The sequence below is a fragment of the Bacillus sp. JJ664 genome (genome assembly GCF_036962205.1).
GTDB lineage: Bacteria > Bacillota > Bacilli > Bacillales > Bacillaceae_G > Gottfriedia.
The window spans coordinates 1-14122 of sequence record NZ_JBALMS010000129.1 but is presented as its reverse complement, the minus strand read 5'-3'; the positions used below and the strand labels follow the sequence as shown (position 1 = coordinate 14122).

General features: G+C 33.7%; 10 protein-coding genes. 3 read left to right on the top strand and 7 right to left on the bottom strand.

Features of this window, described 5'->3' with window-relative positions; translation table 11 throughout:
- Positions 1-654: MFS transporter (locus V7056_RS17410; protein ID WP_499703671.1), on the bottom strand; the 654-nt coding region annotated here is incomplete at its 3' end.
- A gap of 103 nt (positions 655-757) precedes the next feature.
- Between V7056_RS17410 and V7056_RS17405 the strand changes: the two genes are divergently transcribed.
- On the top strand, positions 758-2404 hold the full coding sequence (locus V7056_RS17405; protein WP_499703670.1) for an ABC transporter substrate-binding protein: 1647 nt from the start codon (positions 758-760) through the stop codon (positions 2402-2404).
- A gap of 169 nt (positions 2405-2573) precedes the next feature.
- Here V7056_RS17405 and V7056_RS17400 read toward each other — a convergent pair whose 3' ends face one another.
- The gene (locus V7056_RS17400) at positions 2574-2741 is read right to left on the bottom strand and encodes a hypothetical protein (protein WP_499703669.1); all 168 of its coding nucleotides are present in this window, start codon (positions 2739-2741) and stop codon (positions 2574-2576) included.
- Positions 2742-3069: 328 nt separating this feature from the next.
- Here V7056_RS17400 and V7056_RS17395 point away from each other — a divergent pair, with 328 nt between their 5' ends.
- Positions 3070-4407, top strand: coding sequence for an APC family permease (locus V7056_RS17395; protein WP_499703668.1), 1338 nt, complete (start codon positions 3070-3072; stop codon positions 4405-4407).
- 85 nt (positions 4408-4492) lie between these two features.
- On the opposite strand, the gene V7056_RS17390 is transcribed toward V7056_RS17395, so the two are convergent.
- Together V7056_RS17390 and V7056_RS17385 are read right to left on the bottom strand one after the other, a co-directional pair.
- On the bottom strand, positions 4493-5125 hold the full coding sequence (locus V7056_RS17390) for a DUF2306 domain-containing protein (protein ID WP_499703667.1): 633 nt from the start codon (positions 5123-5125) through the stop codon (positions 4493-4495).
- A gap of 306 nt (positions 5126-5431) precedes the next feature.
- The gene (locus V7056_RS17385) at positions 5432-9856 is read right to left on the bottom strand and encodes a pullulanase X25 domain-containing protein (RefSeq protein ID WP_499703666.1); all 4425 of its coding nucleotides are present in this window, start codon (positions 9854-9856) and stop codon (positions 5432-5434) included.
- 577 nt (positions 9857-10433) lie between these two features.
- Between V7056_RS17385 and V7056_RS17380 the strand changes: the two genes are divergently transcribed.
- On the top strand, positions 10434-11522 hold the full coding sequence (locus tag V7056_RS17380; RefSeq protein ID WP_499703665.1) for a helix-turn-helix domain-containing protein: 1089 nt from the start codon (positions 10434-10436) through the stop codon (positions 11520-11522).
- A 1075-nt stretch (positions 11523-12597) separates the two neighbouring features.
- Here the strand turns inward: V7056_RS17380 and V7056_RS17375 are convergent.
- The 3 genes from V7056_RS17375 to V7056_RS17365 form a co-directional block, all read right to left on the bottom strand.
- On the bottom strand, positions 12598-12846 hold the full coding sequence (locus V7056_RS17375) for a hypothetical protein (RefSeq protein ID WP_499703664.1): 249 nt from the start codon (positions 12844-12846) through the stop codon (positions 12598-12600).
- A 227-nt stretch (positions 12847-13073) separates the two neighbouring features.
- The gene (locus V7056_RS17370; RefSeq protein ID WP_499703672.1) at positions 13074-13265 is read right to left on the bottom strand and encodes a DUF2750 domain-containing protein; all 192 of its coding nucleotides are present in this window, start codon (positions 13263-13265) and stop codon (positions 13074-13076) included.
- A gap of 110 nt (positions 13266-13375) precedes the next feature.
- A partial coding sequence (locus V7056_RS17365; protein WP_499703663.1) for a hypothetical protein occupies positions 13376-14122 on the bottom strand: 747 nt, incomplete at its 5' end.

Below are 14122 nucleotides of genomic sequence, written 5' to 3'. Positions count from 1 at the left end.
AAATGGTTGATCTTGAAGTGCTGTCTTATAGTTTTGAATTAAATCTAAAATGACATGATTTTTCTGTTTTTCTAAACGGATAGCATTCTCCTCAAGAAGCCATATTTTATATGCAATTGGAAGCATAGTAGAAGTAAACGTAAGTAATATAAACAGTAGTAATTTATGGTTTGAATATAATAATCCACCTAATGCTGTTCCAATCGCCATTGATAAATTAACTAGCCAATAATCAATCGAATAAACAAGTTTCCGATTCTCCGCTGTCGTTGAATCAATAATAATGGCATTCATTGCTGGTCGTCCTATGCTACTTGAAATGATAAAAACTATGTACGCAGTTGAAAAAAGCCAGATGATATGGTTATTAGGTACTAAACTAATCGTCATGAATAAAAACATGATCGCACTCAGGGAAGATGAAATTAATAGTAAGTTTTTTCGTGAATATCGATCCGATAAATAACCTCCAAATAAATTGACTAAAAAACTAATTAAGACTGTAAATACTAAATATAACCCCGCCCATACTTTATTCAATTCATGTGTAAAATACAATGCCATAAACGGCATTACTGCAGATGTAACTGTACGATTAAAAAACGATGTAAATAAACGCACTTTAATATTTTGTGGATAATCCTTCCAAGTCATATTGTCTACCTCCTCTTTCTCTTGTATATTAATCTAGACATCATAATTAAAAAATGGACAATTATAATATTAATGTCTACTTTTATATAATTGGGAGACGAGAATGGATAATAACTTATTAACCCTTTGGCAACAAGTACCATCAGGTAGTATTAAACAAAAAGATATTGCTGGAATACTCGAATTAAGTACGAAGCAAGTTACTCGTAATCTTCAAAAATGGGAAAAAGATGGTTGGCTAACATTTGAACCTGGTCATGGAAGGGGAAATTTATCAAAGCTTTCTTGGTTAAAAAATGTAGAGGAAGTCTACGAAACAGCTTTATTGAAAATGATCGATGAGCAACCAATTGAAAACATTAGTAAATACCTAATCTATAATTGGTCAAATAATAGTAAGTTACGATTAATGAGTACATTTCGAACAAAATTTGGTTTTAATCAAAAACATACTGAGCTCGATACACTTGTAATCCCTAAAAAGTATCCTTTTTTAACGATTCATCCTTTGGAAGTTGCAGATTTATTTAGTGCAAATATGGTTTCAAATCTATTTAATCGTTTGGTTTTTGTTGATCATACAGATCAGGTTCATCCTGAACTTGCACATAGCTGGGATTTGATGGATACAAAGCTAAGATTATATTTGAAAAAGGATGTAAAGTTTCATGATGGTTCTCTTTTACATGCGAAGGACGTTATAGACTGTTTAAATAGAATACGTCTACACGAAAATTTTAAAGATTTATGGGAACCAATCACTGACATTTCTTATGTTACCCCATTTATAATTGATATCCATTTTCCCGAAGGCTGTAGTTACTGTTTACAAATGTTAGGTACGATGAATACAAGCATTTATAAAGCTAATAATGGTCAAGTGATAGGAACTGGTTGTTTTTATATTGGAGAAGACAATATGAATAAGACATCTTTAGTGGCCTTTAAAGACTATTTTCAAGAAAGACCATTATTAGATGTTGTAGAATTTGTGCGAGTACCTGAGGACTTTGAAATAGTATATCGTTCTGGATCGAACAATGAGGATAACTCAACATTTCAAGTTGAAAGCGATTCAGGCTTTGGTGTCGTTTTAATGAATACTTTTCGGAACTCAGCTATACAGCAAAAAGAAGTACGTGATTATGTTCACTTTGTAATTGCGAAGTATCGTCATGAAATTAACGAACTAGACCCTCGCATAAAATCTAATGATCATAGTTGTTTAATCGGACAAAAACAGTATTATGACGTTCCAAATGTTAAACGTCCTAAATTTACTGAACCATTAATTTTAAGGGGTATTAATTTCACGAAAAAGTCGACCTTATGGCTAAAAGAGATCCTTGAAAAGGAAGGTGTTCCAATAAAAATAAAGTGGCTTTCATTTTCAGAAAGCCTCAATCAAAATGAAAATAATGAGGTTGATCTGTTCATTCACAGTGAAATATTTGAAATGAATCAGAACTTTTCTTTCTTTTATTTTCTTAAAAATGGCTATTCTCCATTAGTTGAAATCATAAAAATGAATGATACTCTACCAAACTATATAAAAGAATACCTACATACACCATTTGAAAATTGGACAACGTTAAATGTAAAAATAGAAAAAACTCTTTTTGAAGCTTCAATTATGATTCCATTATATTATGAGAAGCGTTATATTCCTTTTGCAACAGACTTGATGAATATTAAAATTAAACATTTCGGTTATGTAGATTTTTCTAAACTATGGGTACGACCAAGCTAAACGAAAGAAAGGCCATTCTCCTATAATAAGGGGTATGGCCTTTTAAGTATCAGTAATGAATGAGAATAATTAACTCTTAAATATTATGGTCGTTTTTCAAGAAGAAATCGTCCACAGTCCGTTTGAAATCCAGAATATCCTAGTTGTCATAGCATTGTTTCTAAGCCGCTCATTCCTTCCTGTTCAACGTCTCAAGTATTTTGTCTATTTTAGCTTCTAAACGTTTTATTTCTACCTTTTTCTTTCTATTCTCAATAAAAAACCAAATAAGTATGGCAATAAATAATAGTGGCTTTAAATAGATTAGCGCAAAAAAAATATAATCTCCTGGGAACATTAAAATCATCCTCCTGTTAAGTTCTTTATATTACTCGTTTACGATTAAATCTATCATGATATAAAGTTATAACTATGTTAATAAAAGATTAAAATAGTCTTTTTTTATTCTTCAATAAATAGTAACTTTAGTTAGTTTCACTGCACTAATTACTCTTTCATTAAACAAATCTCAAAAGTTAATAGACTATAGTTCTTTTATTTAATTGAACATCAATAGTCGGAAAGTATCAAATAAATTTTTAACTTTTCTGAAAAAAATACTTCAGAAAATTAATGTGGTATAATTTTTAAAATTTTTAAAATTTGTTTGAAAGTTGGTGGAGCAAGTGGAAAAGGAAGTAAATTTGAAGAAAAATATTGGCTTTTTCGTATCAACATCTCTAGTAATCGGCACAGTTATCGGTTCTGGTATTTTCATGAAACCAGGAGTGGTACTGTCATCAACAGCTAATTCCACAATGGCTCTTTTAGCTTGGATTATTGGTGGAATCATTACACTCGCTAGCGGTTTAACAATCGCTGAAGTAAGTGTGAAAATTCCAAAAACAGGTGGATTATACGCCTATATTGAAGAAGTTTATGGCGAGATGTGGGGCTTTTTATGTGGTTGGGTTCAAACCCTAGTATATGGTCCTGCAGTAATGGGCGCACTTAGCCTGTATTTTGGTTCGTTACTTGCAGATTTCTTAGGATTTGACGATAGTAGTAAAGTTCTTATTGGTATTTTAACGATTATTTTAATAGGATCATTAAATTTACTTGGTACACATTTTGGTGGATTCATTCAAACAATTTCCACTGTAGGAAAACTTGTACCGATTATTCTGATTGCTGTATTTGGTATTTTCCAAGGTGATGTAACTGTCTTCAATGCCGACAGTGGCAGTACTACGCAAACGATTAGTATGGGTGCAGCTGTATTAGCAACACTATGGGCTTATGATGGTTGGATGAACGTTGGGTTTATGGCTGGCGAAATGAAGAATCCTTCAAAAACATTGCCTAGAGCAATTATTTCAGGAATTCTGATTGTTATTATAGCTTACTTATCTGTAAATATTGCGATGCTTCATTTATTACCTGCCAAAGAAATTGTTGAATTAGGTCCAAATGCCGCAACTGCAGCAGCAACATCAGTATTTGGTAATTTTGGTGGTAAACTTCTTGCAATTGGTATTTTAGTATCAATCTTTGGATGTTTAAATGGAAAAATACTCACATTCCCACGTATTACTTATGCTATGGCTGAGAGAAAAATGATTCCGGGTGCAAAATTTTTATCAAGCATTCATCCTAAATTTAATACACCTGTTGGATCAACAATCATACAAATTATTATCGCTTTAGCCATGATGATTTTTTGGAACCCTGACCGCTTATCTGATATGGCAATTTTCGCAGTATTTTTATTTTACGGTCTAGCATTTAGTGCTATTTTCATTTTACGTAAAAAAGAGAATAGCGATAAAACTTTATATAAAGTACCTTTATATCCATTAACACCAATCGTTGCAATCGTTGGTACACTTTATATCGTTGTTAGTACTTTAATTAACTCACCAGTAGATGCACTGATTTCAATTGGAATCGCAATTATTGGTTTACCGGTATATTTTAAAATTAAAAGCAATTATAAAAATGAACATAAGAGTAAGGCAAGTTAATCTTTTTTAATATAAGCAATTATACATCTCAAGCCCTTTCAAACATTATGTTTGAGGGGGTTTTTCTTGTTTCGTAGTGTTCTAGTTAATTTGGTTTTTTAGTTAATATAACCCATTCGATGATGATTACATTTATGATGAAACCGACCCAAATATTTACATTTAACACTTCTTCTACCATTTGTGCTCTTCCCCCTGGCAAAGAAAAACCATTTAACAAATAGTAGGTTAAGAGTAAGATTGGTACGGTTAACCTCCCACTTACAGCTACTAAGGTAACTCCAAAACTACGAATCATCCATTTTCGATGCTCTGAAAAATTTCTTTGTCTAGCAGTTACATATCCCTTTATAGTCGCAAATAGCCAAATAATTGTTAATGAAATAAACGATGTTGCCTTTGCAAAATGATCAATATATAAAATAATAACAAAAGCAAGTAGTCCACTTAATAAAACACTGCTTATATAAGCTTTTCCAACTAAACGGTGTAGCTGAGGTTTTTCTTTTCTTAACCGGGCATTAAATTGAAGAAAACCTGTTAGTAAGGCAATCGTGGCAAAGAATATATGTAAAATCAGTGCAGGATATTGAATTGATGACGATTCAATTTGTATTCTACTATTAGTAGGATTGATTGTTAAATAAGGTCCTATAAAAGGGATCATAACCCCAATAGATACGATGAGTAAAACCCACCAGCTTTTTTTAGATTTCATTCAATATTCCCCTTCGATTGTTCTATCTATGATGATTCATTTTTATTCCTTCATACTATAAAACTATTATGAACTGTACATGAACAAAGATATTTAATTTAAAAACTACAAAGAAACGTGTATTTTAAAAAAGCTTGTAAATTTTCATTAATGTTATCTTACTTATGATTATTAGAGCGGTGAGTTTCCTTCACATACTGTACATACGTTATTTTTCATTTTACCTAGCCAAGCTCTTTATATTTTACTATTACTATCTATCAAAAAAAGGTCTGCCTAATTTGGCAGACCTTTTTTTGTTACTAATTAATTGGATTCGTTAATTGTTTTATTAATAATATCAATCACATAGTTTTTTGTGTTTTTGTTTATCGAACCACCATCGCCTTTAAAGACTGTTGATTTGGTAGCAGCAGTAGGTTCAATATGCACCGGTACTTGCGTTTGACCTTCTTTTAGATTAAAAGATTGTGAGAAATTCATTTCATTAAAGTTAGTTACATTTTCTCCATTAATAGTGAGGTTAGCTCCTTTTATAGCATTCCCTTTGACCGTTAAAGTTGAACCATTCACATCTATTTGACTAACTACAAGTGGCTTATCAATCCAGCGCAATATTGTATCCTGGACAAGCATTTTGTTGTTCCCTTCGTTGGAGACAACTATTTTCAAATCGGTTCCAGTCGCACCATAGCCATAATAACTGATATCATCATCTGATGAATCAGAAGGTGTATGGTCCGCTAATCCCTCGTGATCCCATGTATTGTCTCTTGTATATTTATACGTAATTTCAGTTCCTTCCTCTACTTCAATTGTATATTCCCAGTCAGGTGTAACAGCACCATTTCTGCTCATTGACCAAGCTCCAGTATTCCAACCATTTATACTATTTGGTATATTAATTTGCGCTGACAATGGAGTGTCATCCGGTGCATGTACTTTAAAGGTGACCTGTACCGTGACTATATCCGGAGTCACATTTACAATCTTCGAGTCAATAAAGTTACCAGCCTGATCAAAGACTCGGATTTGGTACTTATAGGTTGCACCGTTTGACACCTGATAATCACGGAAGGTGGTTGTGTCTCCGCTCACTGATGTAAGGAGTATACCGTCACGATAAATAACTGTTTTATATGGTTGATCTGGTTGGGTTAGATTCCAGTTCAAGTTGACTTGACCGGACTCTTTAATTGGTGTATCTAATGCGACTTCCCTCGCCGGAGGAGTAGTATCTGAAGTACTACGAATATAAGTCACTTCTCCAGTTGTTGAGTAAACCCATGTTTTCCCTAAATCCGGTGTAAAGGCCATTCGGTATTCATAACTGCCTGCCTCCAATGGTGTAAAGTTACTTAGAAACTCATTTGCCTGATTTTCCTGAACCTGACCATTATATAGAGCTTGATATGATGTCCAAGCACTTTGGCCTTTTATTCTTACTTGAAGCTCGGCCAAAATCCCTTCAGCTGGACCCGTTTCTGTTGCACCTTGCAAGTAAAGGTTTGCCTTAACATTTGATTCAAGTGCTAAATTGAGCTCCCCGTTAGCTAAGGCTGTCAAGTTGGTTACACTCGCATTTGCAACATTAAAATGTGGTACAAGGCCAGAAGAGATTGCAGGTTCAGATTCGTTGGCATTTGAATCTACTGCTGCCACTGTAAAATAGTAGGTACGACCATTATTCAAACCTGAAATGTCAACAGTTGTGTTCGTCGTCTCTTTCACTTTTTCCCATAAACCTCCAGGTATAGTAGATTGATAGACATTAAATTTCGTTCCAGTACCTGTCCAGTTTAACGTAATTTGCTTAGAACTTACTGATCCGGTTACATTTTCAACTTGCTGTGGTTTTTTCACTTCATTATTAGATAATAACATTCTTCCAGATTCAGCAGGAACAGTCAAAGTCAACTTGTCATCCTTCACTGTTGATCCGTAATTAGTTTCTAATTGGTCTACAAAATGCAGTCCGTTCGCAATTAGGTCTTTTGTATCGATATCAACAGTTTGTGTTGTTTTCCCTCTGTTAATGATAACTAGACCCGATTTAGTTCCTTTTGTCCTAACGTAAGCTAATACATCGTCTTTTGCATAAACGTGGTGTAGATCTCCATAGCTAAATAGATCAGAAGATTTCTGACGGATTTGACCAATAGTTTGATAGTGTTTAATCAGGTCTTGGTTTTCTTTTCCCCATGGATACGTACGTCGATCATCTGGATCCTTAGATCCTGTTTGACCTGCTTCATCCCCATAATAAATGGTAGGAGCTCCAGGGTAGCCCATTTGAAGGATGGAAGCTAGTTTCAATCGCTTCAGACCTTCGTTGTAATTATAGTTTGGATCTTGTTCAGCTCTGTTATAGGTGTCTGTTCCATTACCTAACAGGAATATAGCGCGTGCAGTATCATGAGATCCCATTAAGTTCATGAGGGCATAAAACGCTTCTTTCGGATAGTCCTCTTGAACAGCAAGGAGCGAGTTTTGTGCATTTTCAGCATTACCGTTCTTTAAATAATCCAAAATAGCGCCACGGAAACGGTAGTTCATGACTGAATCATATTGATCCCCTAAGAAGTACTTGGATGCATCATCCCAAATTTCACCCAAAATAAGTGGCTTTTCATCTTTTTGTAAGGTTTTACCGCTTCCTGTCATTGTCTTTGATTTCATTTGCTTTCGGAATTCCTGCCAAAAAGAGCTATCCACTTCATTTGCTACATCTAGACGCCATCCAGAAGAACCTCGATCAATCCATAAATTTCCTACAGAGTCCTTTTCATACATAAGATAATTTGCTAAAGCAGTGTTATTAAGCTCACTTGGATGATCAACCTTTGACCCCTCTTTAGATTCAAATACTGGTAGACTGTCATAGCCCCACCAACCTTCATATTTATAACGATCTCCATTTGAAACTCCGTTGACTTTTTCATTAGGAACTTTGACATTTTCAATACGGAACCAGTTCTCAAATCCATACGGACTAAAGGATTGTCCCTCTGAGATGAGTTGCTTTTTCGCTTTCTCTATAGCACTAGTTTCGGACAATTTTTCATTATTCATCAAATTGTAAACACGAGACCAGTATTCATATGCACCAACTGTTTTATATTTGTTATAACGGTCGAAATAAATAGAATCATCGGAAACGTGGTTAAAAACGCCGTCTAAAATTAAATGCATTTTACGTTTCGATAATTCCTTTGTAAAATCCTTAAATTCTTTTTCTGAGCCAAACATAGGGTCCAGCGTTTTGTAATCTGTGGCATCGTATTTATGATTAGATGGAGCAAGCGCAATCGGATTTATATAGAGTGTATTGACCCCCAGTGATTGAAGGTAATCAAGCTTAGCTTTGATTCCAGCAATATCTCCGCCATAGAAATCATTACTATACTCTCCGTCCCCAGTATAGGAACTACTACCTTGTTCATTAGGGTTATCCGGTAAGCTTGACCAAGAAGTGGGATGTTCGATTGGTTGGCTACCGCGAGCACCAATCTCATCCTTTACATGGTCATTTGACTTATTGCCATTAAAAAATCGATCCGGAAAGATTTGGTAGACTACAGCTTCCTTCATCCAATCCGGAGTTTGATAAGCAGGATCATATACTGTCAATTGGAAAAGACTTGCATTTTTATCTTCTGCTTTCCCAGTATGACCTTCTTGCGTGTCTTCTCCGTACTCAGCAGTTGAATCTTGGTCTCTGACAATGAATTTATACCCGTGAATGCCTTTATCTGTAGGGGTAAACGTAGCCTCCCAATACTCAAGAGCACCTTTGTCTTTTATGTCTGACCAGCCCACATTCTTCATCGTCAAGATCTTTGTTGTACCAGAATTATAGTTTTTTACATAAAGGCTTGCACTCGTCAGGTCGCCTTTCTTCGCCGAAATACGGAAAGTAACAGGTTTCTCTGCAGCAATCGCCCCAAACGGTTTTCGGTATACTTTGTCCCATGAATCATGATAGAGGGCATTCTTATCTATTAAACCATCAGAACCAATGGGTTTATAATCGGTGTAAACTTCTTTTGATTGATTGTTATAGAAAAATGTAATCGTAGTTTCAGAGAGTACATTTAGCTTCATGTTTGAAGATGGGTAGGACTCTGCCCAATCCTTACCTAGTACTATCTTGTATTCATAAGTACCTCTTGGCACCTTTGTAGTGAAAGAATAAATATTTTTAAAATTTTCGTCTTTTAAGAAGGCTGTTGATTCTGAAGGGCTCCACGCTGCCCCTGCCCCAATTGCCGGCTGGATGGTTCCAACGAGACGTGGTTGCCTTTCTTCTTTTAAAGGGGTGTAGTGCGTGCTATCGATAATTGAATGGCTGTTATCATTATAGTAGAAGATGACCTCTTTTTGATCTGACAGGGTTAGTTTTATGTTTTCGCCACCCGGTATACCACCTTCACCATAATTTTCAGACCAGCTCCCACCAATGGCGATTTTGTACTCATATTGACCAGCAGGTAAAGTACCAGTTATTGTGTAAATTCCATTTCCTATGTGCGTCATTTGCGTTATGGAAGAAGATGGATCCCATTCAACTGGATTTCCTAATACTTTTTGAAGGTTTCCAACAAGTACAACTTGTTTAGCAACCGTTTCCATTGCTTTTGCGGTTCCGTTTGTAAAAAGTCCCGAAAACAACTGGAAAACTAACCCGAACACAGTGACGAGTGACAGTAACGCTTTCTGTTTTCTATTCATGAAAAAACCCCTTTCCTTTAACGTTATTATGAAAACATATATGCAAATGAAGGCAAAAACTATATATGTAGGATGACCGAAGAACCCATTTGCAAACGTTTGCAAAATTTGTTTTCAGAATTATTATAACTTTTTATCAACACAAATCAATAGAGAACTAGATTAAAAATCTAAATTTTCTGAAACTTACATCGTTTGTACTGTATTACACTCGTCCATTTGGTTTAATTCCAAATTATATGTTTATATTCCTAGTACTAAAAGCATATATTTCAATTTTAAATATACAAATAAAGCAAACGATAGTTGAACAAGAAAAAATTGAATCAACCGAATGCAACCAATCATATTGAAAAGATAACAAATAATCTGACGGCTTTTCTTAAGATAGATCGGGTAGAGATTATTAATTGGATTTGTTATCCATACGGTCAGTAATACCGACCCACAATTCTACCGCCAGTAGAATTTGCAAAATTAGAAAAATACAACTAACAGTTGATAGGTTCTTATGAGGGTGTGTGCTAAGATAAATTTAACAGTGCGCACTGAACATTCTTTTATTGGAGGAGTTTATATGCTTGAAACACGAAAGATTGGGGCTTTTATTTCAAAACTAAGAAAAGACAAAGATATGACGCAAATGGAGCTTTCTGAGAGGTTGAATGTGAGCCACCAGGCAGTGTCCAAATGGGAACGTGGTGAATCGCTACCTGATATTACAACATTGCCTGCAATTGCAAAATTCTTTACAATTTCAATTGATGAATTAATGAACGCAGGGGAAAATAAAAAAATGAACGTTGGTAGAATAGTAGAGGAAATTGCAATGGACCGGACTGATCAAGTGGCTGTGCTAATCAATGAAGAAGATGTAAATATCGATGAGCTTGCAGAAGTTGCTCATCTTATTAAGGCTAGTAGTCTTGAAAGGGTTTCGCAAAATTTGAAGCCGAATAGCTTTAGTTTGGACCAAATCAGTATGTTGGCTCCATACCTTAGGTCAGAAGCGTTAGCTGAACTTGTCAACCATGCAACTAATGACTCTTTCAATTGGGACATCATTTCGGACATTGCTCCATTCTTAACTTCAGATCTATTATCCGAAATAATAGATAAATCCATATTAAATGTTTCTCTGGAGGCAGAAAATCTGACCCGCATCGCTCCGTTTTTAAGTGAAGAAAGTCTAAATAAGTTAGTTCTGCAAATAAAAGCTGGTACGGTAAGCTTGCAAATAATTCGTAACATTGCACCATTTTTAAGTAAAGACTCGATGAATAGTATAATCGATTTAATAAAAGATGAAAAACATGATGTCGAACACATCATTTCACTAGCCCCATTTATGGATAGTGAACAGCTCGAAAAACTTGTCCAAAATGCGGAAGAAGGGACATTGAATTGGCAAGTTGTCGAGCGTATTGCTCCCTTTTTAAGCGAAGATATATTATCCCGTATTGTAAATCAGTTAGCAAATGACTCTTTAGATGTAAAAAGAGTTCTCGCTCTTGCGCCATTTTTAAGCCAAAATAATATAAACAGTATATTGGAAAGTGTTGAGCTGGTAAACCTTGATCCTGATATTTTATCAAATCTTGCTCCCTTTGTTGGAAAAGAAACGCTTAGAAAATTGGTTACAGATTTGGTAGCCAAAGTGAAATAAGTTGCTTTCAAATGTATTCTTTTTAGAAAAGATAAAGCGGCCAGTTGTTCAGTTCAAAGCAAAAATACTCGAACTACCTGCTGAAGGTTGGTAAAGCATTTACTAATATTATTAATAGCATAATGTATTAAACAAAAGCGATTCTAATAGAAGGAATCGCTTTTCTTTATTTAAATTACGGAAACAGCTTAATTTGTAATTATTCAAATACATTATGTTACTTTATGTCGATAAGAAATAGCAATTCTTTTCTTATTAAACTACCATTTATTTTAATAAGAAAAAAAGTTCTCAAGTAACTTAATGAAATTAAACTAACGCTGAGCCCTTCAACCCATTTTCAAAGTGTTTATTGAACTATCGCTAAGCGTTTATCAATTACTATTTATTTTTCTAAATAACATAAAAATTGAAACAGTAAAAACTATAATTGACAATGGTATTGTAATGATATCATTTATAGGTGTTATTATCCCCACTGCAAAAATTACGATAGATAATACAAGTAGTCCAAAAGTAAACATAAATATCTCCTTTTATTTGGTAATTAAATTAGTTCGTTATGACAGTTAAATAACCCTTTTCTTATTTTACAACTAGTTAACACAACAAAAAGGGCCGTTTAACAGCCCTTTAGGAACTTCAACTATCGCTGTGCGTTAGTTCAATAAGAACTCCCTAGAAAAATAAAGAAGAGTTGCTTTAGCAACTCTAATGTTTGATTAGCTATTAAAATACCATTCCCACAAAAAACCTTTTTCAGGATGATGAAGGCTACTTAGACTCAAAATGACAAACAAGATTATTAGTGTGCCAAAAGTTCCTAAGATAATAATTTTTTGTTCCTTATTCATTGTTTCACAACTTAATTATACTTCCTTATTAAAAATAACATAGATTCTTGAAGTGAAATACCCATTGCTAAAATGCTAAACGATCTTAGAGTCCAACTAACGCTAAGCATTGGTTCATAAACTAAAGGGTTTGTCATATAATCTAAGATTGTTTGAGTGTTATATTCCCTTTTCTTGAAGTCCAAGTTTAATTTGTAATTGAGTTAGGAGGTTACCCTTATCTATTTACTATCCCAACTAATCATTGATCCATATGGAATAGTATGTTTCTCAGCCGTCTTATAAATTGAACAAACATTAATCTTTTCGTAATTGTTATAGTTCCATTTTAAACAAGCATTATTATTCGATTCAATCGATGAATCAGTTGTAAAAAAAATAGTAGCGAGACCGAAAATAGTAAATCCGCCAATTATGCCACGTTTTATCTCATCAGCATATTCTCGTATCCATAAAATAGTTTTATTCATAGTACCCTCCAAAATTTAAAATCAATATGAGTAATTCATTTTATGATTGATTTGAGTGAGATAAAACTAAACTATGAATAGATTTACTAGAAGAATATTCCAAAAATCATCTTTTCACAAAAAAGGACTTTCCTTAAATTGATCGGACAGTCCTTTTCCTAAAAATGAGCCACTTTTGTGACTCATGACCTTGAACTAACACAGGTTGGTTTAATAAGATCAATTCATTAAATTAAGTTCATATTTAATTCGTTCTCATACTTCTTGTGGTTTTGATCATATCCTGTCACATTTTTTCCACTCCAATTAACACCTACAAAAAGACCATCTTCCTCAATACTTTTAAACCATTTATTAATGAAATCATAAAATTCAATTTCTAGAAATTGGAATCTATTATAGGTAGGAACACTTTCAATTATCTTTTCAACTCATGATTTTAATGACCAAAATGGCATTGAAGTTTTTCTATTCAAATTTGTTGAAGTAGGCAAATTTTTTCTTTTGCTTCCAATAATGATTTACAAATTTAAAAACTGCCTTCCCATATTTCGTTTTCTACAAGAACGCCATCTTTTATATATGTAACTGATAATTTTGCATGTGTTAGTTTCGCTTCATTTTGTAAATAAGTCAATATTTCATTAAATAACATTACATCATCATCTTTTTTCTTCCTTGGAATCTCAATATCAATAGAAGGTGTTGGGTCGTATTTTTTATAACTATTTGGCTTATTTGGATCCACTTGATAAACGGAACCTACTGATTCATCAAACTTAATATAATAATGTCCTATTTTCATTAACTTTTGTTTTACATAACCTTCTGTATTTTTCCTCAATTCATCTTCCCATTTCTTTGCAACATAATTGTCTTCCATATGTTGAGAACGCTCATTAAAATAAATAAAATACTCTGTTTTATCTTTGGTATTTTTAGCATTAGCAGCATATTCAAATGGAAAACCTCCACCTTCGTCATAATAACTACCATTTAATTCTACATTTTTTCGATTTGTTTCAATTAGATACTCTTCTGCCAAAGTAACAGCATTTTCCATTTCTTGTGGATCTGCTACCCAGCTACTAACAATGAACCAAATAAAACAGTAAATTGTTATTACGACTGTCCCAATAAAAACCATCAACAATTTGAGAAGGATATTTATTTTCTTTTTAAATAACCAAACTAATAAATACAAAATACCAATAATCAAGAGAAACAGAATAAGTGGAAACAATACATTTAATATCATATTAATGCTCCTTAATTT